The sequence below is a fragment of the Methylobacterium sp. PvP105 genome, assembly GCF_017876975.1.
Taxonomy (GTDB): domain Bacteria; phylum Pseudomonadota; class Alphaproteobacteria; order Rhizobiales; family Beijerinckiaceae; genus Methylobacterium; species Methylobacterium radiotolerans.
In genome coordinates this window covers 223,155-247,771 of record NZ_JAGIPA010000005.1, presented here as the reverse complement: position 1 = coordinate 247,771, position 24,617 = coordinate 223,155, and the positions used below count along the sequence as shown (strand labels likewise).

Genomic DNA, 24,617 nt, shown 5'->3' with positions numbered 1-24,617 from the left:
CGGCACGACAACAAGCGCTCCGGGCGATATGCTCACCCGGTATCCGCGCGCTCCCTGGTAGGCATGACAGGACCATTCCGCCGAACCTGCGTCTCGAGGTCGGCCTCATCGGCTGATCTCGCCATCCGCCGCGTCCCGTTCCTGAGGACCGGCCCGGGCGCGTGATGCAGACGCTCCAGGACATCCTCTCCCGCCTGTTCAGCCTGGATCGCGACGTGCTGGCGATCGCGTGGCTGTCGCTGCATGTCAGCCTCACCGCCGTCGGCATCGGCCTCGTGCTCGGCATACCCCTGGGTGCGTTCCTGGCTGTGGCCCGCTTTCCCGGACGCGGCGCCGCGGTCGGCCTGCTGAACGCCTTCATGGGGCTGCCGCCGGTGCTCGTCGGCCTCGCGCTCTACCTCGTCCTCTCCCGCTCCGGCCCGCTCGGCCCGCTCGGCCTGCTGTTCACCCCCGGCGCGATGATCGCCGCACAGGCGACGCTCGCGACCCCGCTCGTCGCCGCCCTGACGCAGCAGGTCGTCGCCGACGCCCGGGTGCATCTCGGCGAGCAGCTGCGCTCCCTCGGGCTCTCCGCACCGCGTCAAGCCGGGGCGATGATCTACGACGTGCGCTTCTCCCTCGTGACCGCGGCGCTCGCCGCGTTCGGCCGGGCGATCTCGGAGATCGGCGCGGTCCTCGTCGTCGGCGGCAACATCGACGGGTATACCCGCACGATGACGACGGCGATCTCGCTGGAGACCCAGAAGGGCGATCTCAGCCTCGCCCTGGCGCTCGGCCTCGTGCTGATCGGCCTCGTTCTGGTGGTGAACGTCGCCGTGGCCTTGCTCCGCCGCCACGCCGCGCGCGTGTACGGATGAGCGCGGCGCCGGCCATCCGCCTCGAGGACGTGACGCTGTCTCTCGACGGGCGAACGGTGCTCGACCGTCTCTGCCTGGAGGTCGTTTCGGGCAGCGTCACGGCGGTCATCGGACCGAACGGAGCGGGCAAGAGCGTCACGCTCAGGGTCATCGACGGGCTCCTGCGACCCGACGGCGGGACGGTCCGGGTCGGCCCGCACCGGCGGGCCTTCGTGTTTCAGCGGCCCGCGCTGATCCGCGCGACCGCCGCCGCGAACGTCGCGCTGGCTCTCGGAAGCCTGCCCCGTCCTGCGCGCGCCGCGCGGGTGCAGGAGGCGCTCGCCCGGGTCCGACTCGCGGAGCGCGCATGCGATGCCGCGACGCGGTTCTCCGGCGGCGAGCAGCAGCGGCTGGCGCTGGCCCGCGCCTGGGCGGTCGGACCCGACCTGCTCCTCCTCGACGAGCCGACCGCGAACCTCGACCCGGCTTCGACCGAGATCGTCGAGGGGCTGGTGTCCGCGATGGCGCGGGCGGGCACCACGGTGGTGCTCGTCTCACACAATCTCGGGCAGGTGGCGCGCCTCGCCGACACGGCGATCGTGCTGGCCTCCGGCCGCGCCGTCGAGCATGGTCCATCCCGCCAGATCCTGTTCTCGCCCCGCACGTCCGAGGCGCGGGCCTACCTCGCCGGGGAATTGCCGTGGACCCCTTCCGTCGTCGCCTCCTGACCCTGGGATTGGCCGCGCTCCTGAGCGCGGCCGGCCTCCTGCCATCGGCCGACGCCGAACCGACCGCGATCGTCGTCGCCTCGACGACCTCGACCGAGCAGTCCGGCCTGTTCAAGCACATCCTCCCGCTCTTCCGGGAGACGTCCGGGATCGACGTGAAGGTCGTCGCTCTGGGCACGGGCCAGGCGCTCGACGCCGCGCGCCGCGGCGATGCCGACGTGGTCCTGGTCCACGACCGTCCGGCCGAGGACAAGTTCCTCGCCGAGGGCTTCGCGAAGAGGCGGTACGACGTGATGTACAACGATTTCGTGCTGATCGGCCCGGCCTCCGATCCGGCCGGCGTGCGCGGCCTGGGCGTGCGCGAGGCCTTCGCCAAGCTCGCGGCCAGCAAGGCGGCGTTCGTGTCGCGCGGTGATCGTTCGGGCACCCACAGCGCCGAGTTGCGCAGCTGGAGGGAGGCCGGCGTCGATCTCGCCGCCGTGCGCGGTCCTTGGTACCGGGACGTCGGCCAGGGCATGGGCCCCGCGCTCAACGCGGCCTCGGCTCTCGGCGCCTACATCCTCGCCGACCGGGGGACGTGGCTCGCGTTCAAGAACCGCGCCGACTTGGTCATCCTGGTTCAGGGGGATCCGAGCCTGTTCAACCCCTACGGCGTGATGCTGGTGAACCCCGACAGGCACCCCGGCGTGAAGGCGAAGGAGGGGCAGGCCTTCATCGACTGGCTTGTCTCGCCGGAGGGGCAGGGGGCGATCGCGGGCTACAAGGTCGGTGGCGAAGAGCTGTTTTTCCCGAGCGCGGGTGCGCTCACGACGCGCTGACCCGGTATCCGCGATTTGGGGAACCGGACCGGCGTCGACACAGGCTGGAGCAGAGGATCGGAGGCCATGAGCCGACCGCTCAACCTCATCATGCCCGAACGACCGCGCGAGCCCCGCCGCGAGGGGTGCCGCAAGACTACGGCGACCGGGGAGAGCCACTATGGTGCGGGCGCTCCCCCATCCGTCCCGGTCGTCCGCGAGGATGGGCGGTCGATCTCGCTGAAGTCCGCCATCGTGCCGCTCCAAGCCGCACAGGGGCGATGACCGGGACGGTCGTGATGATGCGGGATGTCACGATCCGCGTCGCCGAACCGAAGGTGCTGAAACAGCGTTCGGCGAGGCCACCGAGGCTCGTGCGGGTCCATCGACGCGAGGGCGCGCGTCGACGGACCCGCAGGTGCACGACGTCCTTACGGACATCATCGTCACAGAAGACGGTGTCTGGCCGGAATCGGGTCGAGCGCGACTGTGCTGCGAAGCTCGAACGGTATCCGCACTGCCTGACTTCTCAGCCGATGCGGCCCCGGCCTGCCCTGGATGATGCTCGCCCCGAGCCTCGATCCGGAAGATCCGGGTCTCTTACGGCGACATCACCGGAGCGCTAGAGTCGGGAGACGCCGGCCGCGCGAGCCGGCCCGCTCACAGAGAAAGCATCGGATCTTCTCGCGACATCGAGAGCTGCAGCGATCGTTTCGGGTGCCCGGACGCCGTGCGCTGACGATCCTGCCGTGAGATCCGCTCCATGGCCGATGTTTACTGAGATCCAGCCGTTTCGCGCGAGCGGAGCAGCGCTATCAGCCCTTCGGCCAGCCCAACTCGCAGCGATGCCATCCAACGCCGCCCGATTGTGTGTCGGATCTGCTCCGAAGCGGGCGAGCCGCTTCCGGCCAGCTCCGGTCGTTGGCGCGGATCAGACCGCCGCTCAGCGGACCTTCCGAGCGCCCAGTCAGGATCGACAGCGGCAGATTGAGCTCGGGATGCGGAGGATCTGCCCCTGGTGCATGTCGAATTCGCGGGCCGGCCGACCCCGGTAGGATTTCAGAAGCGTCGGCAACGGCTCCAAACGGTCGAGATGGACTTCGATCGATCGGACCAGAGGCTGTAACGTCGCAACGCCGGCGGGTCCGCTTCAGAGGCCCAATTTGCGGCCGGGATGAGCGTCGGAAAGCTTGGCTCTGCGAACGTATCCACGCATCGTCTTGAGATCCCGATGCCGTGAATGGCTCATGATCTCCTCGTCCCGTGATCCGCGTCTGTAAGCCTCGGTGATGAAGCCCGCGCGGAACCCGTGTGCTGAGATGCGCTCGCGGGGCCCAGCAACGAGGCCGGCCTCTGCGGCGCGTTTCTGAACGATACGTCCGATCGAATCCGGATGAAGACCCGCTTCCATCACGGTTCCGTCGGCTCGGACAGCGCGGAAGATATGGTTCTCGGTGGGCGCCGCCTTTAGCCAACGCCGAAGCGCCGCGACGGGACACGTCGCGACGTTCTCGCCGGCCAGGACGGTCACGATCGTGCCCTCGCCCTCCTGATCGCCTTTCGACTGGGGCAGGAACACGTCGACCGCACCTTCGCGGAAGGCGACGTCCTCGAAGCGGATCCGCGCGATCTCGGAGCGCCGGAACGCTCCGGCGAAGCTCATCAGGAACAGCGCGCGATCACGAAGAGCCGCAACCGTGCCTTCACAGGCGGCGACGATCTGGAGGGTCTCGGGCACGCCGAGCGCGGCGGCCTGCTTCTTCGGCCGACCGTAGCGCCGGAACATACCGCGCAGGGCTGCCCGCACGGCCGGATGGGCCGGGATCCACGGCAACCCTTGGAGCTTGTGCGCCTGACCGATCGTGACGAGCCGGCGCTCGATCGTGGCGCGCTTGTGAGTCTCGGCCATCGAGGTGAGATAGCTCGCCACCTGCTCGGGGCCCGCGGGCAGGGGCTCGAGATCGTGGGTGCGGCACCAATCCGCGTAGTGCTGCCAGTCGGCGCGGTAGGCCCGGCGGGAATTTTCCGAGAGCGCCTCGTCGGCAAACGCGCGGGCGCGGGCGGCAAGCGTAGCGGGCAGCGTCATGGCTCTCTCCCTCAATCGAACCTGAGCGTAACGCTACGTCTGATAAGAAAGGGTTATCAGACGTTGGTCGAGCGGAGGGCGGCAGAGCGGCCGCTGACCGGAACGGCCCTGCGTCCAGTCAACGGCATCGCCAGCAATCCGTCGATCAGCGGACGCGCCCGGGTCCTCACGGCCACAGGATACTGGGGCGTCTCCGCAAACTCCAGTGAGCCGAAGCATGGTCATGGCGAGGGTGACCGTGGCGAGGTCGTTGGCAGTCCGCTTCTCGGTGGAGGAGCCGCCCTGACTGCGCGCGAGCGCCTCGCCGACGACCTCGACTGTGCCGTCACCCCCCGATGGCGCTGAACCGGCGTGCCCCGGCGGCGTACTGGTGGGCGCACCACCGTGGCGTCCGCGCAGCGCGGATCCCAGTCCACGGCGCCGCGGGCGTCCGCCTGCGCCTGCAGGCGCTGCAGCACCCGGTCGGACACGCCGGCCTCGCGCCGGCGGTAGAACCGGCTCGACACGGTTCCGGCCGCCCCGTAGCGGGCCGGCAGGTCCTCCCAGGGCACACCGGTACGCACGATCCTACGCAGGATCCAGAGCATGCCGTTGAGCATTTGGCAGTGATCCTCCGCAGGCCGGCCCGTGCGCGCTGTGAACCCGTTGCAGAGACGCCCTAGGCGCGGAGGTTCTCGTCGACCCTGGTATTCTGATACTCTTCAACACGGCCGCCGAAGATGGCGACTGCCTCGGCGAAGCCGGCCCCCGATCGGCGCGGATCTTCGCGCCCTTCGCCGGTTCGACATCAAAAATCCAGCCTGGGCATTTTGTACGCTCCGAGCGAATTTTGGCACGCGATTTATACGCTTGAACACCATATGCGGTCACGGTCTAAGGTTTCCGTTTTGTGGGCGGAATGGATCAAGCTGTTTCCGGCATGGCAGACTGTAGCTGACTCGGCACCCGTAGCAGCGCCGGATCGCGCGTGGGGGAGGGGAGGCGAACTAAGTTATCGGAGATCGGCTGAGCCCCTTGTTGTGGGAATAACTCTTGCAGATTATACGAATTTTTTGTCTACGATGCTGTAATTCGCATAAGGACGGTGTTACGGAACGCAGCGCGTCGGCCGTCCCGGCCCGTGTGCGCCCTCGCCGGGCAGGCGACCAACCCGGTAAGCCCTCCACCCGACCGACAACCTGTGCGGTGCATCCTCGCCCGTCTCCAGGGCTGTCGCGCTTACCGATTGTCCGGACGGTTCGGCCATTTCTGGCCGAACGCCCCGATCGAGCGTTCTCAATAGCTTAGCCGTTCCCTGAAGCTGGAGCAGTTCGAACCGCATCAAATTCCGCTGCCATCGCAGCAGCTTACCCCACTTAAAAAGTTCGGCCAGTTCTGGCCAAGCCCTCGGCCATCCTTGGCCAAGTTTTTCCACTTCCAGGCGATCGCCAGGACGCGTATACGCCAAGCATACCTGATCACCATGCAAGACCAGGCGCTTGTGCGATCAAGCACACAACCGGATCTCTGAGGATAAGATTGGCACGAACTCTGCCATATTTATCCGCGCAGGGCCGAGAACGGCGGGATCATCCCGACCCCCGCCCGGACGATCGCACGATCGACCCGGGCCGGCCGCAACCGCACCGGGAGAGACCATGCCGACACCCGCCTATATCTCGATCGAGGGCTCGACCCAGGGCAACATCACCCAGGGCGCCTTCACCGAAGCCTCCGTGGGCAACATCTGGCAGGAAGGCCACGAGAACGAGATCCTCGTCCAGGCCATCGACCACCGCGTCACCATCCCGCGCGACCCCCAGTCCGGCCAGCCCTCGGGTCAGCGCGTCCACCTGCCGTTCAAGTTCACCGCGCCGCTGAACAAGGCGACCCCGCTGCTCTACAACGCGCTCACCTCGGGCGAGATGCTGACCAAGGTCGAGGTCAAGTGGTTCCGCACCAGCTCGGCCGGCAAGCAGGAGCACTTCTTCACCACCCGCTTGGTCGACGCGACCATCATCGACATCGACGCCCAGCTGCCGCACTGCCAGGACGCGCGCAACGCCGACTTCACCCAGCTGGTCGCCGTGTCGCTGTCCTACCGCCGGATCGAGTGGGAGCACACCGTCGCCAGCACGTCGGGCGCCGACGACTGGCGCAAGCCCAAGGCCTGAGCCGGACAGCCTGAGCCGGACGGCCTGAGCGGCGGAGGGCGAGCCGATGCGCGCCTCGGGCGGCCCACGCGCCGGACGGCCCGGACAGCTCCGCCTGGTCCAGCCTCGCGTCCCGCGCGACGAAGCGCGCGCGGACGCGGGGGGCCCAGGACGAGCCGGCCGCGGCCGATCCCCCACCGCGGCCGATCCCGGCCCGGATGGTCCGGCCCCCCGCCCGGCTGCCGGGGCGGTGGCCGGGCTGGCGCGACCGCGCCCGCGACCTCGCGCTGGTGCCGACCGCCGCGGTCACCGCCCGGGCGATCCAGGTGTTCTCCGCCGACCCGGCCGGGTTGTTCCTCGACCTGCCCGGTCACCCGGCCCTGGCGTTCTGCGCCGTGCCGGACGGCCGGGACGGGATGCCGATTCTCCTGGGCCTGCTCACGCTCGGCCCGGGGCTCGGCCTGATCGGCCCGGTCGGCCTCAGTCGCCCGCACTCCCGGCTCGGCCCGATCCTGGGCGCGGGGCTCGCCGCCTTCTGGCTGCAGCGCTTCGTCCTCCACGTCCCCGGCTGCACCCCCTGAACCGGCACCCCTTCCTTGAGCCGGCCCCCGCCGGCCGGGACCGCCACCGCCTTCGAGAGATCCCGATGATCGCCCTGCCCGCCGAGATCACCCAGCCGCTGAGCGCGGTCGAGCGCGACTTCACCCTCGCGTTCACCGCCGACGGCCTGCCGGACGCCGATCTCGCGGTCACGGGCTTCCGCCTGGAGGAGGCGATCTCGAGCCTGTTCCAGGCCGAGATCGCCCTGGCCTCGCCCGACCCGGGGCTGGACCTGACCGCGCTCCTCGACAAGCCGGCGCGGCTCACCGTGCTCGACCGCTACGGCCCGCCCCGCCACGTCCACGGCGTGCTCGCCCTGGCCGAGCGCGGCGACACCGGCGCGCACCACACGCGCTACTCCGTCCTGCTCATGCCGGCGCTGCACCGCCTGCGCTTTGCCGCCGATTGCCGGATCTTCCAGGCGAAGCGCGTGCCCGAGATCGTCGAGGCGGTGCTCGAGGAGACCGGCGTCACCGCCTACCGCTTCGCGCTGACCGAGCCGCACCCCGCGCGCGAGTACTGCGTGCAGTACCGGGAGACCCACCTCGCCTTCATCGAGCGGCTGCTGGCCGAGGAGGGCATCGCCTACCACTTCGAGCATACGGAGGGCGGCCACACCCTGGTGCTCACCGACGCCACCAAGCTCGCGCCCGACGCGCCGGGCGCGGAGGCGATCGAGTACAACGCCGAGCCCGGCGGCACGGTGAAGGGCCCGCATGTCGGCCGGTTCACGTGGCGGGAGGTGGTGTGGACTTGCTCCGCAAAAGTGGAGAGCTCTTTTCCTGAAGGAGGAGGGTTCCGATGGCAGACCGGAAGCAGACCTTTACCCCCGAGTTTCGTGCTGAGGCGGTGCGATTAGCGCAGACGAGCGGGCGGTCCCGCCGCGAGGTGGCCGCCGATCTCGGCGTCGGGCTCTCGACGCTGCGCAACTGGATCGACGGCCGGCGTGAGCGGGAGATGGACAACCCGCCGGCCGATCGGCAGGAGGACATGGCCGCCGAGCTCAAGCGCCTGCGGCGCGAGAACGAGGTGCTGCGCCAGGAGCGGGAGATCCTGAAGCGGGCCACGGCTTTTTTCGCCAAGGAGGGAAGTCGATGAGGTTTCGCCTCGTCGACGCGGCGAAGAAGGACTTCCCGGTCGCGCGCCTGTGCAAGGTCCTCGATGTCAGTCCGAGCGGCTATTTCGCTTGGAAGAACCGTCCGGCCTCGACGCGGCAGCGCGAGGACCTCGTGCTACTCGCCCATGTCCGATCCGCCTTCACGCTCTCGCACGAGACGTACGGCAGCCCACGCATGACCCACGAGTTGCGTGAGCAGGGTTTGGCGGCAGGCCGAAGACGCGTGGCCCGGCTGATGCGGGAGAACGGGCTCAAGGCTCGCCAGCCGCGGCGCTTCCGGCGCACGACGGACAGCGGCCACGCCTTCCCGATCGCGCCCAACCACCTCGACCAAGACTTCACGGCGGCCGGGCCCGATCGCAAGTGGGGAAGCGACATCTCCTACATCTGGACGCGGGAGGGTTGGCTGTACCTGGCGGTGGTCCTCGACCTGTACTCTCGACGGGTCGTCGGCTGGGCGGCGGGCGACCGCCTTCACAAGCAACTCGCGCTGACCGCGCTGCGACGAGCCCTCGTTGTCCGGCAGCCCGGATCAGATTTGCTCCATCATTCCGACCGCGGCAGTCAGTATTGTTCGAACGAGTATCAGGCAGAACTACGAGGACATGGCATCGTGATTTCGATGTCTGGCAAGGGAAATTGCTTCGACAATGCGATGGTCGAGACGTTCTTCAAGACGCTGAAGAGCGAGTTGGTCTGGCGCACCGCGTTCCAGACGCGAGCCGAGGCCACCGTCGCGCTGGCCCATTACATCGATGGCTTCTACAATCCCCGCCGCCGTCACTCGGCGCTGGGCTACACCAGCCCTATCCAGTTCGAGAGGGGCTTCACCCACCAAACCGCTCTCCATTAAACCGGAGCAAGTCCAGTGGCGCCCTCCGACGTGGTCCAGCGCGACCACTTCTTCCGCAACCCCGTGCACGACTTCGAGGCGCGGGCGCAGGCGAGCGCGCTCAACGGCCTGACGCGCAAGCTGGAGATGTACGACTACCCCGGGCGTTACAAGGCGGACGCGGTGGGTCGGGCGTTCACGCGCTACCGGCTGGAGGGGTTCCGGGCTGAGGCGAGCCACGGCGAGGGCGCGGGGCGGTGCGCGCGGCTGCTGCCGGGGCACCGGGTCGCGCTGACCGGGCATCCCGACCCGGCGCTGAACCGGCGGTTCCTGGTGGTGGCGGCGAGCCACGCCGGCAGCCAGCCGGGGGCGGTGGAGGGCGATGCCGGCGACGGCGGCGCGTACCTGACCACGTCGTTCCGGGTGATCCGGCACGACACGCCGTACCGGCCTGACGCGCCCGCCAAGCCGCGGGTGGAGGGCCCGCAGATGGCGATCGTGACCGGTCCGGCGGGCGAGGAGATCCACTGCGACGCGTTCGGCCGGGTGAAGGTGCGCTTTCCCTGGGACCGGTCGGGGCGGGCGGACGACACGGCCTCGTGCTGGATCCGGGTGAGCCAGGGCTGGGCGGGGGCGAGCTGGGGCCAGATGGCGCTGCCGCGGGTCGGCCAGCACGTGATCGTGGACTTCCTGGAGGGCGATCCCGACCAGCCGATCATCACGGGCCGGGCCTACAACGCGCGCGAGCCGGTGCCGTACCCGCTGCCGGCCAACAAGACGCGGATGACGATCCGGTCGAAGACGCACAAGGGCGAGGGGTTCAACGAGCTGCGGTTCGAGGACGAGCAGGGCCGGGAGGAGGTGTTCGTCCACGCGCAGAGGGACATGCGGGTGAAGGTGCGCCACGACCGGCGCAAGCGGGTGGACCACGACCAGTCGGAGAGCATCGGCCACGACAAGGCGATCGATGTCGGCGGCAACCACGTCGAGACGATCGCGCAGAACAAGCAGCTCGCGGTCGGCCTGAACATGAACCGCACGGTCGGCCTGACCTCGTCGGAGGAGGTCGGGATGATGAAGAACACCGTCGTCGGCGCCAATCAAAACGTCATTGTCGGCGCGCTGAAGGTCGAAAAGATTGGAAAGAAATACAGGCTCGAAGTCGGGGAGGAGCTTGAAATCGTCGTCGGAAAATCACGGTTCGTCATGGACAAGGAGGGGAACATCACCCTTCAGGGTGAGACGCACACACACTCTGCGTCCGGGCCGATCCAGATGAACGGCAAGACCATCGATCTGAATTGACGGTGGCCCATGATCGGAACGAACGAGAGCCCCTTTTCGGCCATAGGCTTCGAACAAGTCCATCGCGACGGCCAGAGGATGGCCGTCGTTGCCGCACGGGTCCGCTATAAACTTACTCCGGGCGGTCGTCTGACACGAGACAACACCGACGCGCTCGTCCTTTCCGACACGTACGAGCACGCGCCGGCAAACTCACCGCTCCTCCGAGTGAGCGACTTGGTTCCGTTCCGGCCGTTCGCCGACGTAACCCTCATCGGCCAAGCGCATGCTCCGGAGGGGAAGGAGGCGGCTGCGTGGATGATTGGATTGCGTGTCGGCGATCAGCCAACTGTCTACCGCGTCACCGGTCCCCGGGAATGGATGGCCGTCTCGGCGGGAAAGACGGATGGATTTGTTCTGAGTGCCCCGAAGTCGTGTAATAGTATTGCCATCGATTATCGCCAAGCCAGCGGCGGACGGGTCATCGGCGATCCGGCTTGGAATTGCGATCTTCGCAATCCCATCGGAGCAGGGCTCGTCCATAGGACGTACACGTCGCCCGCCTTCCGCTATGTGGCGCCGACCATTGAAGATCCTGAGGCACCGGTCACCGACGCGTTCGCGCAACCGGAGCCTGTGGGCTTCGGTCCGATTCCACCGTCTTGGCAGCAACGGCTCCAATATGCTGGAACGTTCGACGACGGGTGGTTACGACGCGATCATCCGCGCCTGCCACGCGACTTCAGGTATCAATTCTACCAAGTCGCTCATCCAAGACTGATTTTCCGTAAATATCTTCCGGCCGGCCTGCGAATTTCCGCGGTCAATCTGGCGCGCGACCATCGACAGGTTGATTTCCGATTGCCCGATGAGGAGCCCCTTGCCCGCTTCCAATGGGTCGATGGGCGGGAGGTGACCGCGCGGATGAACCGGGACGGTCTGCATATCGATATGCGCACCGAGCCACCATGGACGGTCGACGTGACGTTCCGCGTCTGGATCGAGATCTGCCCGCGCTTCCAGAAGGTCGATCTCATCCACGCCGATTCACGCGGTGCGGGCGGCTTGCCGGCCTCTGGTGAATTCGGTCTCGAGGAGGCGGCATGAGCATCCCGCGCGAGGGCAGCCGGGCGACGGCGGAGGGTCTGCTCGTGTCGATCCATCCGGACGTGTGCTTGACGCCGATGGGCAACATGATGGTGCCGGTGCCCTACACGATCTGGGCCCGGCAGTCGGACGAGGCCAACACGACGCCGACCGTCCGCTTCACGGCGCAGCGGACTCACAACCTGGGCTCGCTGATCACCACGTGCCACGGCGACGAGGCGGGCACGGGCGGCGGGGTGAAATCGGGCACGCATAACGGCATCTGCGAGCCGCTCGACCACTCGGCCACGGTTCGCGCGCAGGGCAAGCCGCTGGTCCGGCATGCCGACACGTGGTGGATGAACACCCGGAACACACAGGGCCGGCTGATGTACGTGAAGGGGCCGGACGAGGCCTCGCCGACGCCGCAGTCGCGCCAGAGCTGGATGGCGCCCACGCCGGCCTCGGCCCGGTCCGGACCGGTGATGTCGGATGCGTCCGATCCGCAGGCTCAGTTCTGGAAGCCGGGCTCGCAACTGGCCCTGCTGGATACGGGCGCCTACGCGCGGCAGCTGGCCGCCGCGGAGGCGGAGGTCGCGGCTGCCGAGGCGGAGGTCGCCGCGGTCGCGGCCCGGGGCGGGGCGGCGGTTAGCTCGGAGGCGGAGGCGGGCGCCGCCGGGGCCGAGTTCGGTCCGGTGGAATGGGGCCTTGCTGCGGTCATCATCGGCGGGACGGTGGTCTACGGGGGGTACCAGCTCTACCGCGCCCGGCAGAGATTAGCAGAGGCCCAAGCCAAGCTTAAGGCGCTGCAGGCAAAGGAGCGGAGGGGAGCGACGGTTGGACGGACGGAGGCCAACGTCAATGTGTCCGGTTCGACGAAGAGCGCCTGCGACGAGATCTGCGAGGTCGCCTGCGCATGCCAGAAGGACAAGGGCGACCATCATACGTACACGGCCTGCGTGTCGAGGAAGCTGCGTGAGCGATACTACGACCCGAACGGCCCGAAGTATCCGGACAAATCACCTCGCCGTCCGAGGGCGCCTGCGGCCGACGGGCCACGTCCGGAAGTGAGTTACAAGCAGGATGAGCATGGGATCTATCGCCCAGTGATGAGCAAGACAGACACGGATATGCCGTCGAGCCAGATCCCGATCACAGGCGCACCCCGGCCGGACATCTCGTGGTGGAAGTACGGGAAGCCTTGGAAAATGTTTGAGCTGAAATTTACCGATAAGACTTTGACGGAAATGCAAAGAAGAGGCCTTTACAGGGACATAGCAGCAGATCAAGGGTTGGATCCGGATAACGATCTGATCAATCTGGACATCGATAAAGATTGCGATTGTAGTTCCGAAAGTGGCAGAGCCTCGGAAGCGGGATCTCAGAGATGCAAGGACTAGCCCGATGATCATGCCGAGCGATCTTAGATCGGATCCCAAAGACATCGAAGAGAGGGGGATCCTGCGCGATGACAGGCGTCAAAAGATCCGATCGCGGGTTGGCGTGTTGGTGTCACTGTATTTCGAGCGCGGCTGGGAGCAGGCTAGGCGAGCGGCAGTGCGGCAATGCCTGGATGAATATATCGCTATACCAGAAAATAAGATCGATCATTATCAGCTTCCCAACGACACTTTTCTACGCAAATGGGATCGGTCGAGCATTCCTAAGGAGTACCAAGACATCGACAAGATTGGTGACCATGAGAATCTGTATCACTTTATGACCGAAAGCCACGCCGAAGAGAGAGACGACCCGTCCCTTTGGATGTTCATAGCCTTCGGATTTAGCAAGAACAATATTCGTCGCCGGTTATCCGGTGTAAAGGCCTACTTCGCGCCCAGCTACCTGTGTGCGGATCCGGATCGGTTCGTCGATCTAATCAGGCGCTGGGCCGGGCGACTGCAGGTGTCGCATGGATCCGGCGGTCTGGGGGCGCTCTCCATCCCGGGCGCCGAGACAGTAGAGGATGCCTACTACTATCCATGGCTGACTCAATATCCCGGCCTCGAATACGACGCTATGGGCGACTACTTCTCCGAAAGCTGGAAGGACGAGGGCTACAAGCGGCCGCGCTCGTCGAATTGGCTGACGGTGCTCGGCGCGGACAACGTGGCCGCGCTGGGCGGTCGGGAGGCGATCGAGGCCCGGCTGACCTCGGGCATGCAGCTGATCCCCTGCGGCCAGGGTGTGCTCGTCCGGGCCAGTCCGTTGCCCACCCTCGGCGACGCTGCCAACGGCGGCATCCCCGAGGGCTACCGCACCATCGCGCGCATCATCAAGCCCATCCGCTTCGAGGGATATCAATACAGCATCATCAAATTGCCCCCCGAATTGAACACTGGCCGCGGAGGTCGCTTGGCCGAAACGCTTAAGTGGATTCGCCGCTTCGATTGACGTCTGCAAGGAGCCGGACGAGGCCTCGCCGACGCCGCAGTCGCGCCAGAGCTGGATGGCGCCCACGCCGGCCTCGACGCAGTCCGGACCGGTGATGTCGGATGCGCCCGATCCGCAGGCTCAGTTCTGGAAGCCGGGCTCGCAACTGGCCCTGCTGGATACGGGCGCCTATGCGCGGCAGCTGGCCGCCGCCGAGGTCGAGGTCGCGGCTGCCGAGGCGGAGGTTGCCGCGGTCGCGGCCCGGGGCGGGGCGGCGGTCGCACGTCCCCGGGCTGATCCCGTAGGGGGGCTGCGGCTGCATCTGCCCCGGCCACCTCGTCGGCGACAAGCACATCCAGCTCGCTGGGCTGACCGGGGACGCGCGACCGGTGCATCTCGACTTCCCGGGCGAGGCGCTGGCGGTGGCGTTCGCCGAGCCCGGGGGTGCGGTCAAGGTCCGGCCGATGGTGCTGGACACGGTGTCGCCGGACGTGGCGGCGCCGCTTTGGGCCGAGGCGCGGGTGTTCCTGAGCTGGCGGGTGCGGTTCGAGCCGGACCGGTACGCGACCGCCACGATCCTGCGCCGACCGGGAACGGGCGTGCCGGGCGCGGGTCCGGACGCGGCTTCCATACGGATCAGGGTCAGGCGCGGGGGCGTGCGGCATGAGCGAGGGTCGGATCTCGGCGCGCAAGACCAACTCGCCTTTCAGCGTAAAGCTGTAGCCCGCTTCAGGATCTCTCGCTCCTGGCGCAGGACCTCGTTCTCACGGCGCAGGCGCTTGAGCTCGGCGGCCATGTCCTCCTGCTGATCGGCCGGCGGGTGGTCCATCTCCCGCTCCCGCCGACCGTCGATCCAGTTGCGCAGCGTCGAGAGCCCGACGCCCAGATCGGCGGCCACCTCCCGGCAGGACCGTCCACCCGTCCGGGCCAGTCGCACCGCCTCAGCCCGAAACGCGGAAGTAAAGGCCTGCTTCCGGTCTGCCATCGGAACCCTCCTCCTTCAGGACAAGAGCTCTCCACTTTCTCGAGGCAAGTCCAATCCAGCTCACCTCCGCGGATCGCCGGCTTCAGCCCGGCCTCGAGCGGTGACACCGGCCATACGGCCAGCCAGACGGAGACGCGTACTACCTTGACGATCGACCCGAGCCGCACCCCGCTGCATCAGGCGTCACGGCACGCATCCCGACCTTCCCGGATATAGACGGGTGATCACGACAGAAGGGCGGGGGCGGTGGGCCCCCCTCCCCTACGCGGCCGAGCCCCTGCTGACGGTGGGGCCGGACGACGCGGCGGTGGCGCTGGAGGCCGCCCTGCCGCGCCGGGCGGCGGGGTTCGTGCGGGAGGGCAGCCGGCGGAGGTGAAGCCGGAGCGTTCCCGTTCACGCGGTTCGGGACAGTGCCGGGTCCGATGCGCCTCGTGAGATGCGAGGCGACGAGCGGCGCGACGCCCCCGCCCTGACCCGGGAGCGCGCCGTCGCGGCCCTCGCCGCGCAGGTGAGCCGCGAGGCGCCGGTGATGGCCTATGCCGACGGGTCCCGGCGTTGGGCGCCGACCTCGCCCTCAGCCTCGCGCTGGTCCTGCTCCTGAGGCGGGCCCCGGTCCTCGGCCGTCTACGGCGTCACGGCGGCGACCGGCCCGCGCACGTCGTGGAGCCCCTGCCAGCCGAGATAGCCGGTGTAGAGCCCCACCAGCACGATCAGGCCGGCCGAGGCGTAGGGTGCCCGCGCCGCGACCGCCGAGAGGCCCGGCCAGCGCCCGGCCGCGTGCCGCAGGCCGAGCGCCGCCACGACACCTGCGGCGACCAGGGTCAGGGCGAGGCCGATCCCGAAGCACAGCACCAGGGCGAAGCCGAGGCTGAGCTGCTTCAGCTGCATGCACAGCAGCAGCACGGTGATCGCCGCCGGACAGGGAATCAGTCCGCCCGTGAGGCCGAACAGCATGATCTGGCCCGTGGTCACGCTGCGCCCGGCGAAGCGGCGCTGGATGTCGGCCGCGTGGGCGCGGGCATGGGCGTCGTCCGCCTCGCCGAGGTCGAGCGCGCCGGAATGATCGTGGTCGTGCTCCGCGAAGGCGAGGTCGTACGTCTCCGCGCCGAGGCCCAGGCGGACCGTGAAGGCGTGCGGCTCCGGGATAATGTCGCGGCTCTCGAGGTACCCGTCGCGCGCCACGAAGGCGAAATCCTGATGCCCGCCGTCGGGCCGGATCGTGGTCAGGTGCAGCGCCTGCGCGTCGGGCAGCGACTTGTCCGTGGCCGCGATGCGCCAGCGCGGCGGCACGCCCTCTTCGAAGATCGTCAGGGTCAGCGCCCCCGCCGCCGTGGCGATCCGCCGGGACTCGGCCTCGTGGTGATGAGGCGCGTGATCGTGGTCGTGTTGGTCCCGCCGGATCTGCCAGGCCGTCCAGGCGCCGATCGCCAGGATGAGCGCCCCCGCGATGAGCTGGAGGCGCGCTTCCGCCGCCTCGCCCATCCAGGCCTGCCCGAAACGCTGGCCGATCAGGGCGATCGCCCAGACCACCGCCGTGTGCGAGAGCGCGGCGCACAGGCCGAGGAGCACCGCCTGCCGCACCGTGCCCCGGATGGCGACGATGAAGGCGGCCATCAGCGTCTTGGAATGGCCGGGTTCGAGCCCGTGCAGCGCGCCGAGCAGGATCGCCGTCGGCACGAACAGCCAGACATGCCCGGTGCCCTGCTGGAGGAGATCGGGAAGGCTGGGCACGGACGGCTCCTCTCACTTGAGATAGGTGCGGACCAACTCGATCAGCTCCGTCGCGCCCTGGGCGCGCTCGGCCTCGGTCGGGGGATCCACGACGTGATGGCGGATGTGATCCTCCATCAGCTCGGCGGTCAGGCCGTTGATGGCGCCGCGCACGGAGGCCACGAGCATCAGCACCTCGGCGCAACCGCGCTCGGCCTCCAAGGCCCGCTCCACGGCCTCCATCTGCCCCTTGAGGCGCCGGACCCGGCCGAGCAGCTTCGTCTTGTCCTTGATCGTGTGCGACATGGTAGGGCCATCCCTATAAGATAGGGGGGTACCCTATGCAAGCGGAGACAGACTGGGGCGGGCAAGGCCTGAGGCCGGCCTCGTACACGGCGGCCCCCTGCGTCTGTGGACGATGGAAACCGCGCCTCCGCTCGGGGCGCTGCCGGCGGGCTCAGCGCAGGCGGGTGAAGCGGGAGGGGCTGAGCCCCTTGTTCTCGCGGAAAACGTTGATGGAATCGCTGAGGGTTCCGAACCCGACCGACACGGCCGCGCTGACGCCCTGCCGGAGGAGCCGGGCCGCCGCGTCGAGAAGGAGCGCCGCGAGATGGGCGTGGACCGGCTGCCCGGCGCGGTCGCGGAACCCGTATTCGAGCGGCTTCTCGTCGATGCCGACCTCCCGCGCCAAGCGCTCGATCGTCCAGCCATTCCTGAAGTCGCGTTCGAGGCCCGACAGGCGCGCATCACCGGCCCGGATCAGGTCCTCGCCCGAGGCGGGGCCGCAACAGGCGTAGAGCAGCGCGGGGCCGGCCAGACCGACCGTGATCTCGGCGGCAACCGGCTCGATCCGCGCCACCTCCAGCCAGCCCGGCCGGGCCAGCCCCTCCGCCACCGCGTCCTGCCAGGACCGGGGCGGAGCTGGGGCCGCCGCGGCGCTGGGTGGATCCGACACCCCTCCGGCCCATCCTCCGCAAGCTTCGATCTTGTGCCGACGGCCTCGATGCCGGCCCCGAGACCGGCAGCCGCGATCCTCTGGAACTACGATGGCGCGCGACGTAGATTTTTTGGCCAGGCCGTAGCCTAGAGAGGATCTTAAATAGTGCAGGCGCGTCCGGGTCTGTTGCCATTCCCGCGCTTGCGTCCGGAAAACCTGCCCTTTCTCGGCCGGAGGGCGATTCGGTCCGGCTCGAAGAGCTTGCAGTCACGTCGAACAAGCGCGAGCAGCGCCTCGATAGGGTCGACGGTGCCGTCTCCGTGGCGAATGCGGCGCCGCTGGCCGACCACGACGTCCGCGAGAAGTCCGATCTGCAGGCGCGCTGCGCGCTCTGCGGCGGGCTCGAATCTTCGAGCCCCTTGCGCCACCACATCACGTCGGATCGCGGCAGCAAGTCAGCCATCTCTCCGATCCTCATCATCGGCGCGGGCCGGCTTCTCTGCCTCCTCGTCACCTGCGACGCGGGCGCCATCCACGCAGGACGGACGACCGCCGGCCTAGACCAGCGTCACGAAGAGCCGGCGGCAATCTTCCAGAACCGGGCCGTCGTCAGCCGGCCGGCCTCTTCGACTCAGCAGGGCCGCTCCTCACCGGCTGCCCGGAGAGAGAACCATGACTCAGGTTCCCATCCAGGCCGATCCCGCCCAAAAATGATCAGCACGCACTGAAGCATACGATTACCGCTCAGCAGGAGGCGGGAGAAAGCTTTTCAGGAGATAACCTGCTTAAATCTCGCCCATCGAGGTTTCCGCGTAGTTTCGATCAGCTATCCCGTCGCGGAGACGTCGCCATGTCAAACCCGCTCTCCCGCAAGCGGCAGCGCTACGTCCCTCTCTCAGAGACCGATCTGAAGTTGCTAGCCGGGCCGATGGCTCAGGGCCGCGTGGTCGCCGCGCGCGAGGACGTCATCCACGAGGGCGACGACCCGCGCGGCATCAACGTCATCCTCGCTGGCTGGGCCTGCCGCTACAGGCAACTCGTCGATGGGCGCCGTCAGAATGCGTCGCTCCTCCTTCCGGGCGACGCCTGCGATCCGCACATGTTCCTTCTCGAACCGATGGACCACACGATCGGGGCGGTCACGCCCGGTCTCCTCGGCGAGAACACCGGCTCCGCCCTGCAGGCGATGACTGGCCGCAGCCTGCAGCTTGATCGGGCCTTCCACCACGAGGCGCTAGCCGCCGCGGCAGTCCAGCGCGAACGGACTGTCAGCCTCGGTTGCCGCACCGTGATCGAGCGCCTCGCGCTTTGTTCTGTGCGCTGCTGGCGCGGCCGGCGGCGGTCGGTCTCGCAGACGCAGCGAGCTGTCCGTTGCCAATCACGCGGAGCGATCTCGCGGTCGCGATGGGCCAGACCAGCGTGCACATCAACCGCACGCCCCAAGAGCTGCGCGGCCAAGGTCCGATTACCCTGCGCTGTCGCCGTCTGACCATCCACGATCCAGTGGCCCCGGCTCGGCCCGCACATTTCGATCGGCCTCTCTTCACCTGACGGCACACGTTGAGCCTGCTGTTCCAAGGCCCGCATGAACCGCACGCACGCGTTCTGACTTGGCAGAGATACCCGGCATCGACGGAGGCGCGGCATGACAGATCCCGATGACGCGGCGGACCAGCTCGCCGCCCTGCGCGCCGACAATGCGCGCCTGCGCCGGCTGCTCGATGAGGCGGGTATGCCCGATAGCCTGCGCCACGGCGTGCGCAACACCATGGCGATGCTGCGTACGATCATGCATCGGTCCGCGGAGAGCGCTGAGGAGATCGACACCTACGTCGCCCACCTGGACGGACGCCTGGGCGCCATCGCCCGGGTGCACGCCATCACGGATGCGTTCGGCGAGGCCAGCCTTCACACGCTCGTCTCGGACGAGCTCATGGTCCATCTCGTGCGCGAAGGCGAGCGGGCCACGATCGCCGGCCCCCCTGTAAGACTTCGGCCTAAAGCAGCGCAGGTGCTGGCGATGGCGCTGCACGAGCTGACGAGCAACGGGATCGAACACGGATCCCTCGCGCTCCCGCAAGGGCGGGTGACGGTGGCATGGCAGATCAGACCGGGTGAGCCGGAGCCGATCCTCGCGCTGATGTGGAACGAGACGGGCGGGAGAGAGGTGGCGCGGCCCACACGTCGCGGCTTCGGCACGACCGTGATCGAGGACGTGCTCGCCTACGAACTCGAAGCCCGGTCGGCCCTCAATTACGAATTGGATGGCCTGCACTGCAGCCTGCTCATCCCGTTCACCGACCAGGTCGGACGCGTGGTCATCACGGAGGCCGAGCGGGATGCAGGCGATGGACGCGACTGAGAACACCCGGAGGACCTCATCCCCGGCACCCCCGGCACCGCGCTCGCGGTGCTCGGACGAACTGGGCCGAGCACGGCCCTCGATGCTCCAACGAGATCGGTCATGATGAACCGCGACATCATCGTCATCGGGGGCTCCTCCGGCGCGACCGCACCGCTCAAGGCGATCCTCGGGGCGTTACCGGTAGACCTGCCGGCGGCGGTCTTCGTCGTCGTGCACATCCCGGCCCGCAGCCTCGGCCTGCTCGCGACGGTCACAGCCGCGGCCGCGCATATGCCGGTCCACGCCGCGCGGGACGGCATGGCTATCGCGCCCGGCAACATCTACCTCGGCGTGCCCGATCATCACCTGATCGTGCGCGACGGCCAGATGAGGCTCGGTCGCGGCCCCCGCGAGAACATGGCCCGCCCATCCATCGACCCGCTGTTCCGCTCCGCCGCCGCGGCCTACGGCTCGCGGGTCATCGGCGTGCTGCTCAGCGGACTACTCAACGATGGCGCCGCCGGGCTGGAGGCGATCAAGCGCTGCGGCGGGATCGCGATCGTGCAGGACCCGGCGGACGCGATCGCCGACGAGATGCCGCTCAGCGGGATGGCTGCGGCCGGCGTCGACCTCGCCCTTCCGAGCGCCCGCCTCGGCGACGTTCTATCCGAACTCGTGCGGGAGCCGGCCGGACCGCGGCTGCCGGTGCCGCCCGAGATCCGCCTGGAGGTCGACATCGCCGCGGGCGAGCGCATCGACAGCGATGTGCTGCGCCGGATCGCCGATCCCGCGGCGCTCACCTGTCCACACTGCAGCGGCGTCCTGTCCAAAGTCCGCGACGCCAAGCCGCTGCGTTTCCGCTGCCAAGTGGGTCACGCCTACACGGCGGAGGTGGTCGCCAAAGAGCAGGAGAACGCCGTCGACGAGGCCCTGCGCGTCGCGCTGCGCATCATCGAGGAGCGGGCCGAACTCGTCGCCCGCATGGCGCAGGATGGCCGAAATTCCGGACGCCCGGCGGTGGCGGATATGTACGACGAGCGCGCCGCCGAGTACCGAGGCTACGCGGAGACGATCCGCCGCGCGGTCCTGCTGTCCCTACCCGAGCCCGAATCGTCCGGAAGCGAGGGCACGCAGGAGGAGTAAGGCATCCAGCCTCGGTCACGTTGCGGCCCCGCCGTGGTACACGGGCCCGACATTTCACGCACGCGCTGCTCGCAGCGGGACCGCCGCTGTCACCGGGCCTCGCATCACGGCGATCCAGCATGACCGAACCCGATGTGAGCCCGCCGAGGACGACCGCCTACCTCGCCCTGAGCGCGTCGGCCGCGAGCACCGGATCGCTGCAGCACATTCTCACCCGGATGCCGCGACTGGATGGCGTGGCGGTGATCGTGGCCCTGCAGCACCGGGACGCCCTCGACGAGGAGGGGTTCCGGCGCGCCCTGGCGGCGGCCGGGCTCGAACTGGCGGATGTCCGGGACGACGCCCTCATCGAGGCCGGACGCACCTACCTGATCGGCGCCGACCTCGTCGTGGACGTCCAGAACGGACGCTTCCGCACGCGTCCAGCGAACGAGGTCGGCGGCCGGGGCATCATCGACAGCTTCCTCGTCTCACTCGCCCGCGACGAGGACGGCCGCAGCATCGCGGTCGCGCTGGCGGGAACTGCCGGGGACGGGACACTCGGCTTCAAGGCGATCAAGGAGGCGGGCGGCCTCACGCTCGCCGAGGAGACCGCCGAGTCCAGGGCCGGCGAGCTGACCTCGAGCGATACCCCGGCGGCGCTGGCCGACGCCGTCCTGTCCCTCGACGACCTCATCGAGCGCGTGGCGTCCGCCGCCCGCCAGCTCGCCGCCGAGGAGGTTGCCACCCCGGCCGTCTCCAAGGCGGCGCTCACGGCGATCGCAGGGGTGCTGCGCAACAGGACCGGTCACGACTTCCACGGCTACAAGCCGGGAACCTTCCTGCGCCGGGTCCAGCGCCGGATGCAGGTTCTCTCGGTGGTGACGGTCGAGGGCTACGTCGAGGCGCTGCGCAACCAGCCGGACGAGGCCCAGGAGCTCTTCAACGATCTCCTGATCGGCGTCACCCAGTTCTTCCGTGACCCGAAGGAGTTCGAGATCCTGGAGCGGGACGTGATCCCGAAGCTGTTCGCCGACAAGGAACGGGACGATCAGATCCGGGTCTGGGTGATCGGCTGCTCGACCGGCGAGGAGGCGTACTCGCTGGCAATCCTGCTGCGCGAGCACATGGCCACCCTCGACGTCGTTCCCCAGGTCCAGATCTTCGCGACCGATCTCGACGGTCGGGCCCTGGCTTCGGCACGGGCCGCCCGCTTCGCCAGCACGATCAGCGAGGCCCTGTCGCCCGAGCGGTTGGCCCGCTGGTTCGTGAAGGAGGGCAACACCTACTGCCTCGTGAAGGAGCTGCGCGAGATGTGCATCTTCTCGCAGCACTCGATCATCAAGGACCCGCCGTTCTCACGACTCGACCTGATCTCGTGCCGCAACCTGCTCATCTACCTCGACGCGGAGTTGCAGGGCCGGGTCATCCCGCTGTTCCACTTCGCCCTGAAGTCCGAGGGCGCCCTGTTCCTGGGCAACTCCGAGAACGTCTCGCGCCACACCGAGCTGTTCGCGCCCATCGACGGTCGCTCGCGCATCTTCCGTCGCCGGGAGACCGGCTCCCGCATCTTGCCGGACTTCCCGTTCGCGGCGCCGGATCGCCGGATCGGCGTGTCCGCCACCGCCGAGGAGCGGGTCCGGCCGAACGGGGTGACGCTGACGCGGCGCGCGGAGCGGCTGGCGGAACGCTATGCCCCCGCCTACGTGATCACCGACGCCTCGTACAACGTTCTGCACTTCTCCGGGCGGAGCGGGCGCTACATCGAGCCCGCCGGTGGCACAGCCAGCCTGAACCTGCTGCAGCTCGCTCATCCGGACCTGCGCCTCCACCTGCGCGCCGCGCTGGCGAAGGCCGATGAGACCGCTCAGACGGTGCAGATCGATGGCTTGCAGATCGGCCGGAACGGCGCGAGCCTGTCGGTCGACCTCGTCGTCGAGCCCATGCGCGACGATCCGGCCGCGCGCGGCTACTTCGTGCTGTTCAAGGAGGGCGGTCCGAAGGCGGTCGCCGGCGGCGACAGCGCCGCAGGTGGCTCAGGCGCGTTCGAGCACACCCGACGCCTCGAGGCCGAGCTCGGAGCCACGCGCGAGCGCCTGCAGGCCACCATCGAGGAGCTGGAGAGCACCAACGAGGAGCTGAAATCCTCGAACGAGGAGTATCAGTCACTCAATGAGGAGCTGCAATCGACCAACGAGGAGTTGCAAACCTCGAAGGAAGAGCAGCAATCCGTCAACGAAGAACTGACCACGGTCAACGGCGAGCTCGGCCATCGGGTTCAGGAGCTGGGTCGAGCCAACAGCGATCTGAAGAATTTTCTCGAGAGCACGCAGATCGCGACGATCTTCCTCGACAACGAGTTGCGGGTGACCAAGCACACGCCCGCCGTCACCGAGATCTTCCATCTCATCGAGACGGACGCTGGCCGCCCGATCGGCCATATCAAGTCGCGCATCGCCTATGAGGAGTTGCAGGACGATGCCCGACGCGTTCTTCGCACCTTGAGCGTGGTCGAGCGCGAGATCACCAACTCGACAACGGGCGCGCAGTACCTCGTCCGGGTCCTGCCCTACCGCAGCGTCGACAACTTCATCGCCGGTGTCGTGATCACCTTCGTCGACATCACCGAGCGCAAGCGGGCCGAGGAGCGTCAGCGCGCGAGCGAGCGGCGGCTCCTCGCCCTGATCGAGGGTATCCCGCAGCTGGTCTGGCGGGCGGCAGAGGATGGAAAGTGGACTTGGGCGAGCCCGCAATGGTCCGCCTATACCGGACAGACGGAAGCGCAGAGCCGGAATCACGGCTGGCTCGACGCCCTGCACCAGGACGACCGTGGTCCAGCTATCGAGGCTTGGCGCGATGCCACGCGAACCGGCGTCCTGCAGATGGAAGGTCGTCTGCGCAACGCCGGCGATGGCAGCTACCGGTGGTTCCAGACGCGCGCGATGCCGGTCCGCGGCGAGCGCGGGGAGGTGGTCGAGTGGCTCGGCACGTCGACCGACATCGACGATCTGCGCCGAATGCAGGAGCAGCAGCACGTCATGGTCGCCGAGCTGCAGCATCGCACCCGGAACCTGCTCGGCGTGGTGCAGTCGATCGCGCAGCAGACCGTCGCGGCGAGTGACACGCTAGAGGCGTTCGATTCGGCGTTCAACGAGCGGTTGGCCGCCCTCTCGCGCGTTCAGGGACTGCTCTCGCGCGCCGGCGAGGAGCCGATCACGCTATCGGCACTGATCCGGAGCGAACTCGACGCGCTCGCCGCCGCGAACCTGCAGGAGCGGATCGTGCTCGACGGACCCGACGTTCGCGTCCGCAAGGGGGCGGTGCAGACCTTCGCGCTGGCCCTGCACGAACTGGCCACCAACGCGCGCAAGTACGGCGCGTTCTCCAACGCACATGGCCAGCTCAGCGTGAGGTGGCGGATCCGCGAAAGCGACGGGCAGATGCCGCGGCTCGTGCTCGAATGGGTCGAGACCGGCATTGACCGCCGACACGGGACAGGGAGCGGTGCGCCGAAGAACGGCTACGGCCGGGAGCTGATCGAGAACGCGCTTCCGTACGCGCTCGATGCCACGACGCGCTATGAACTCGGTGAGGCTGAGGTACGTTGTCTGATCGAGCTTCCATTGGCCTGAGGCTTCCAGAGGCATG

The 24,617-nt window shown here is 68.2% G+C and carries 22 protein-coding genes and 3 pseudogenes; 19 read left to right on the top strand and 6 right to left on the bottom strand.

The window, feature by feature from the left end:
• Positions 1–161 precede the first annotated feature (161 nt).
• Genes J3A75_RS34750 through J3A75_RS34740 form a run of 3 tightly spaced genes read left to right on the top strand, consistent with a single transcriptional unit; the run spans position 162 to position 2,382 of the window.
• Positions 162–857 (top strand): ABC transporter permease, encoded by a 696-nt coding sequence (locus J3A75_RS34750; RefSeq protein WP_209651279.1) that lies wholly within the window; start codon positions 162–164, stop codon positions 855–857.
• Positions 854–1,564 (top strand): ATP-binding cassette domain-containing protein, encoded by a 711-nt coding sequence (locus tag J3A75_RS34745; RefSeq protein ID WP_209651278.1) that lies wholly within the window; start codon positions 854–856, stop codon positions 1,562–1,564. The genes J3A75_RS34750 and J3A75_RS34745 overlap by 4 nt, the downstream gene beginning before the upstream one ends.
• Positions 1,537–2,382: a substrate-binding domain-containing protein gene (locus J3A75_RS34740; protein WP_209651277.1), complete on the top strand. Its 846-nt coding sequence runs from the start codon at positions 1,537–1,539 to the stop codon at positions 2,380–2,382. Before J3A75_RS34745 ends, J3A75_RS34740 begins: the two co-directional genes overlap by 28 nt.
• A gap of 1,129 nt (positions 2,383–3,511) precedes the next feature.
• On the opposite strand, the gene J3A75_RS34735 is transcribed toward J3A75_RS34740, so the two are convergent.
• Together J3A75_RS34735 and J3A75_RS34730 are read right to left on the bottom strand one after the other, a co-directional pair.
• On the bottom strand, positions 3,512–4,447 hold the full coding sequence (locus tag J3A75_RS34735; RefSeq protein ID WP_043074956.1) for a site-specific integrase: 936 nt from the start codon (positions 4,445–4,447) through the stop codon (positions 3,512–3,514).
• A gap of 264 nt (positions 4,448–4,711) precedes the next feature.
• Positions 4,712–5,079: pseudogene (locus J3A75_RS34730) on the bottom strand (transposase); the annotation flags it as partial.
• Between the two features lie 1,005 nt (positions 5,080–6,084).
• Between J3A75_RS34730 and J3A75_RS34725 the strand changes: the two are divergent.
• From J3A75_RS34725 to J3A75_RS34690, 8 genes are all read left to right on the top strand, one after another.
• Positions 6,085–6,600, top strand: a complete 516-nt coding sequence (locus J3A75_RS34725; RefSeq protein ID WP_043074955.1) for an Hcp family type VI secretion system effector — start codon at positions 6,085–6,087, stop codon at positions 6,598–6,600.
• Positions 6,601–6,797: 197 nt separating this feature from the next.
• Positions 6,798–7,160, top strand: coding sequence for a hypothetical protein (locus J3A75_RS34720; RefSeq protein ID WP_043074954.1), 363 nt, complete (start codon positions 6,798–6,800; stop codon positions 7,158–7,160).
• Positions 7,161–7,225: 65 nt separating this feature from the next.
• Entirely contained in the window at positions 7,226–8,038 is an 813-nt protein-coding gene (tssI, locus tag J3A75_RS34715) for a type VI secretion system tip protein TssI/VgrG (RefSeq protein ID WP_209651276.1), read from the top strand.
• Positions 7,981–9,149 (top strand): IS3 family transposase gene (locus J3A75_RS34710; RefSeq protein WP_103984744.1). Its coding sequence is split into 2 segments (ribosomal slippage): positions 7,981–8,248 and positions 8,248–9,149, totalling 1,170 coding nucleotides; the frame shifts between segments, so codons are not numbered across the junction. The genes tssI and J3A75_RS34710 overlap by 58 nt, the downstream gene beginning before the upstream one ends.
• Before the next feature lie 15 nt (positions 9,150–9,164).
• Positions 9,165–10,433 (top strand): type VI secretion system Vgr family protein, encoded by a 1,269-nt coding sequence (locus tag J3A75_RS34705; RefSeq protein WP_209651275.1) that lies wholly within the window; start codon positions 9,165–9,167, stop codon positions 10,431–10,433.
• Between the two features lie 9 nt (positions 10,434–10,442).
• Entirely contained in the window at positions 10,443–11,519 is a 1,077-nt protein-coding gene (locus tag J3A75_RS34700) for a DUF2169 domain-containing protein (protein WP_209651274.1), read from the top strand.
• Positions 11,516–12,898: a DUF4150 domain-containing protein gene (locus tag J3A75_RS34695; protein ID WP_209651273.1), complete on the top strand. Its 1,383-nt coding sequence runs from the start codon at positions 11,516–11,518 to the stop codon at positions 12,896–12,898. The genes J3A75_RS34700 and J3A75_RS34695 overlap by 4 nt, the downstream gene beginning before the upstream one ends.
• A 4-nt stretch (positions 12,899–12,902) precedes the next feature.
• Positions 12,903–13,892: a type VI immunity family protein gene (locus tag J3A75_RS34690; RefSeq protein ID WP_209651272.1), complete on the top strand. Its 990-nt coding sequence runs from the start codon at positions 12,903–12,905 to the stop codon at positions 13,890–13,892.
• A gap of 694 nt (positions 13,893–14,586) precedes the next feature.
• Here the strand turns inward: J3A75_RS34690 and J3A75_RS34685 are convergent.
• A pseudogene (locus tag J3A75_RS34685) lies at positions 14,587–14,856 on the bottom strand (transposase); the annotation flags it as partial.
• Positions 14,857–15,076: 220 nt separating this feature from the next.
• Here J3A75_RS34685 and J3A75_RS34680 point away from each other — a divergent pair.
• Together J3A75_RS34680 and J3A75_RS34675 are read left to right on the top strand one after the other, a co-directional pair.
• Positions 15,077–15,232, top strand: a complete 156-nt coding sequence (locus J3A75_RS34680; protein WP_175654106.1) for a hypothetical protein — start codon at positions 15,077–15,079, stop codon at positions 15,230–15,232.
• Between the two features lie 60 nt (positions 15,233–15,292).
• Positions 15,293–15,457: a hypothetical protein gene (locus tag J3A75_RS34675; protein WP_175654105.1), complete on the top strand. Its 165-nt coding sequence runs from the start codon at positions 15,293–15,295 to the stop codon at positions 15,455–15,457.
• 23 nt (positions 15,458–15,480) lie between these two features.
• Here J3A75_RS34675 and J3A75_RS34670 read toward each other — a convergent pair whose 3' ends face one another.
• From J3A75_RS34670 to J3A75_RS37320, 3 genes are all read right to left on the bottom strand, one after another.
• Positions 15,481–16,587 (bottom strand): nickel/cobalt efflux transporter, encoded by a 1,107-nt coding sequence (locus J3A75_RS34670; protein WP_076729016.1) that lies wholly within the window; start codon positions 16,585–16,587, stop codon positions 15,481–15,483.
• 12 nt (positions 16,588–16,599) lie between these two features.
• Positions 16,600–16,872: a metal/formaldehyde-sensitive transcriptional repressor gene (locus J3A75_RS34665; RefSeq protein ID WP_043074948.1), complete on the bottom strand. Its 273-nt coding sequence runs from the start codon at positions 16,870–16,872 to the stop codon at positions 16,600–16,602.
• A gap of 151 nt (positions 16,873–17,023) precedes the next feature.
• Entirely contained in the window at positions 17,024–17,521 is a 498-nt protein-coding gene (locus J3A75_RS37320; RefSeq protein WP_209651271.1) for a helix-turn-helix domain-containing protein, read from the bottom strand.
• 302 nt (positions 17,522–17,823) lie between these two features.
• Between J3A75_RS37320 and J3A75_RS34655 the strand changes: the two genes are divergently transcribed.
• The 6 genes and pseudogenes from J3A75_RS34655 (at position 17,824) to J3A75_RS34635 (ending at position 24,601) form a co-directional block, all read left to right on the top strand.
• On the top strand, positions 17,824–18,231 hold the full coding sequence (locus J3A75_RS34655; RefSeq protein WP_209651270.1) for a hypothetical protein: 408 nt from the start codon (positions 17,824–17,826) through the stop codon (positions 18,229–18,231).
• A gap of 122 nt (positions 18,232–18,353) precedes the next feature.
• Positions 18,354–18,632, top strand: a pseudogene (locus J3A75_RS37460) (cyclic nucleotide-binding domain-containing protein); the annotation flags it as partial.
• Between the two features lie 275 nt (positions 18,633–18,907).
• The gene (locus J3A75_RS36855) at positions 18,908–19,054 is read left to right on the top strand and encodes a hypothetical protein (RefSeq protein WP_245365022.1); all 147 of its coding nucleotides are present in this window, start codon (positions 18,908–18,910) and stop codon (positions 19,052–19,054) included.
• 94 nt (positions 19,055–19,148) lie between these two features.
• Entirely contained in the window at positions 19,149–19,865 is a 717-nt protein-coding gene (locus tag J3A75_RS34645) for an HWE histidine kinase domain-containing protein (RefSeq protein ID WP_043074946.1), read from the top strand.
• 102 nt (positions 19,866–19,967) lie between these two features.
• On the top strand, positions 19,968–20,990 hold the full coding sequence (locus J3A75_RS34640; RefSeq protein WP_209651269.1) for a chemotaxis protein CheB: 1,023 nt from the start codon (positions 19,968–19,970) through the stop codon (positions 20,988–20,990).
• 119 nt (positions 20,991–21,109) lie between these two features.
• Positions 21,110–24,601, top strand: coding sequence for a CheR family methyltransferase (locus J3A75_RS34635; protein ID WP_029359769.1), 3,492 nt, complete (start codon positions 21,110–21,112; stop codon positions 24,599–24,601).
• The last annotated feature ends 16 nt before the right edge of the window (positions 24,602–24,617 follow it).

Coding starts and splice junctions, on each gene's coding strand:
- J3A75_RS34745 (WP_209651278.1), top strand. CDS start 854: ATGAGCGCGGCGCCGGCCATCCGCCTCGAGGACGTGACGCTGTCTCTC.
- J3A75_RS34735 (WP_043074956.1), bottom strand. CDS start 4,447: ATGACGCTGCCCGCTACGCTTGCCGCCCGCGCCCGCGCGTTTGCCGAC.
- J3A75_RS34725 (WP_043074955.1), top strand. CDS start 6,085: ATGCCGACACCCGCCTATATCTCGATCGAGGGCTCGACCCAGGGCAAC.
- J3A75_RS34720 (WP_043074954.1), top strand. CDS start 6,798: ATGGTCCGGCCCCCCGCCCGGCTGCCGGGGCGGTGGCCGGGCTGGCGC.
- tssI (WP_209651276.1), top strand. CDS start 7,226: ATGATCGCCCTGCCCGCCGAGATCACCCAGCCGCTGAGCGCGGTCGAG.
- J3A75_RS34700 (WP_209651274.1), top strand. CDS start 10,443: ATGATCGGAACGAACGAGAGCCCCTTTTCGGCCATAGGCTTCGAACAA.
- J3A75_RS34695 (WP_209651273.1), top strand. CDS start 11,516: ATGAGCATCCCGCGCGAGGGCAGCCGGGCGACGGCGGAGGGTCTGCTC.
- J3A75_RS34690 (WP_209651272.1), top strand. CDS start 12,903: ATGATCATGCCGAGCGATCTTAGATCGGATCCCAAAGACATCGAAGAG.
- J3A75_RS34675 (WP_175654105.1), top strand. CDS start 15,293: ATGCGAGGCGACGAGCGGCGCGACGCCCCCGCCCTGACCCGGGAGCGC.
- J3A75_RS34665 (WP_043074948.1), bottom strand. CDS start 16,872: ATGTCGCACACGATCAAGGACAAGACGAAGCTGCTCGGCCGGGTCCGG.
- J3A75_RS36855 (WP_245365022.1), top strand. CDS start 18,908: ATGGGCCAGACCAGCGTGCACATCAACCGCACGCCCCAAGAGCTGCGC.
- J3A75_RS34645 (WP_043074946.1), top strand. CDS start 19,149: ATGACAGATCCCGATGACGCGGCGGACCAGCTCGCCGCCCTGCGCGCC.
- J3A75_RS34640 (WP_209651269.1), top strand. CDS start 19,968: ATGATGAACCGCGACATCATCGTCATCGGGGGCTCCTCCGGCGCGACC.
- J3A75_RS34635 (WP_029359769.1), top strand. CDS start 21,110: ATGACCGAACCCGATGTGAGCCCGCCGAGGACGACCGCCTACCTCGCC.